The organism is Bacillus zhangzhouensis (assembly GCF_000715205.1).
Taxonomy (GTDB): Bacteria; Bacillota; Bacilli; order Bacillales; family Bacillaceae; genus Bacillus; species Bacillus zhangzhouensis.
This window is the reverse complement of the sequence record NZ_JOTP01000064.1, coordinates 1-1,395: the sequence shown is the minus strand read 5'-3', so window position 1 is coordinate 1,395 and position 1,395 is coordinate 1. Positions and strand designations below refer to the sequence as shown.

General features: G+C 35.7%; 1 protein-coding gene and 1 pseudogene. One reads left to right on the top strand and one right to left on the bottom strand.

The annotated features are described in order from the left end of the window. Positions 1 to 701: pseudogene (locus tag BA70_RS18720) on the top strand (aspartate phosphatase); the annotation flags it as partial. 153 nt (positions 702 to 854) lie between these two features. On the opposite strand, the gene BA70_RS20740 reads toward BA70_RS18720, so the two are convergent. Further along, complete coding sequence (locus BA70_RS20740) at positions 855 to 1,046, bottom strand: hypothetical protein (protein ID WP_034325247.1); 192 nt, start codon at positions 1,044 to 1,046, stop codon at positions 855 to 857. Positions 1,047 to 1,395: the final 349 nt, after the last annotated feature.

Sequence of the window (1,395 nt, the reverse complement as noted above, 5' to 3'; positions counted from 1 at the left end):
CTGAAATCTATTACCACATGAAACAAAACCACATGTCCATGCACCATATAGCCCAAGCAATAGAATGTTATAGAGAAAAAGATACTTATACGGTTAGACAGATACAATGTTCCTTTGTCATTGGATTAAATTACATTGATATGGGTTGCCCCGAAAAAGCAAAGCCTCATTTTGAACATGCACTAGAAAAAGCAACGGAAAGCGACGCTAAAAGATTAATAGGATCAGCGTTGTATAACTTAGGATTAAGCTATTTCCACAATGATGAAATAGTTGCTGCAATTAAATATATAAATGATTCTATCAACGCTTTTAAAGAACGAGGATATGAGCATTTTAACAGAATACTTGACCCTTTAAGTGTGCTTGTAAGGTCATATTTTCATGAGAAGGAAAACGATCTAGGGTTATACGCTCTCAACCAGGGGATAGAACTAGCAGAAAAATTAAAAGATGATGTTATGCTTAAAGTGTTCACTTTTTACAAGGCGCTTTATGTGAAGGAAGATTATGAAAAAGTGTTGAATGATACCGAATATTTAACCGATCGGGGAATGTATGCAATTCTTGAAGAATTATCGAAAGATGCAGCAAGGAGATATAAAACAGTAGGAGATAAAGACAAGGCGTCGAACTTCTATGAGAAGGTTCTTTACTTCCAACAATTAATAAAAAGGAGCGATTGCCTTTATGAAATTTAAGTCAGTAGTAGCAACCCTCATCATTATTGGCACTTTGAGCACGCTTGGTTATTTCGCATTTTCACAAAATCATGAAGAGGCTATTAGAGGACACACTTCTAGTATCGGTTATGATAAATTCCATTAAAAAAAGCCCTTTTCGGGGGCTTCTTTTTATTTGAACCGCCATTCTTTTTTCTCTTTGTCCCAAGCAAGCTCTTTTCGGGATATTAGATTTCTGACGGCTTTTCTTATAGATTGTCCGTCTTTACCTGTTTTTATTTTTAAGTCCTCCATTGTGGGGTTCTTGCGAAACCTGCTCATATTATAAATGATCCTGTATAGCTTCCTCTCAAGATCATTCATGAAATCACCACCGTGAACTATTTTATTTGAATATCTTTTTCATTAGCTTGCCGGACGCTTTACCAGCAGCCCGTCGCATAACTCGTTTTCCTATAGTGCCCTTTTGAATGGCATTGACGTCACCCAGGTATTTTGATGTCTTATAAAGGAATGATCTTATTTTGTTTATGTTCATTTTACGCTCCTTTTACGTCTGTCCATTATAAAAAAACTTCCCCCAAACTTCCCCCAAAAGAATACTATCATATAGTTGACTTTAAGAAGGTAGAATTTTTGTGAAATAGGAGAATGTCAGTCATATCAATACTTTGATTTGTTGGGAATGTATGTTTGGTAACGTGTTGGATTA

Coding starts and splice junctions, on each gene's coding strand:
- BA70_RS20740 (WP_034325247.1), bottom strand. CDS start 1,046: ATGAATGATCTTGAGAGGAAGCTATACAGGATCATTTATAATATGAGC.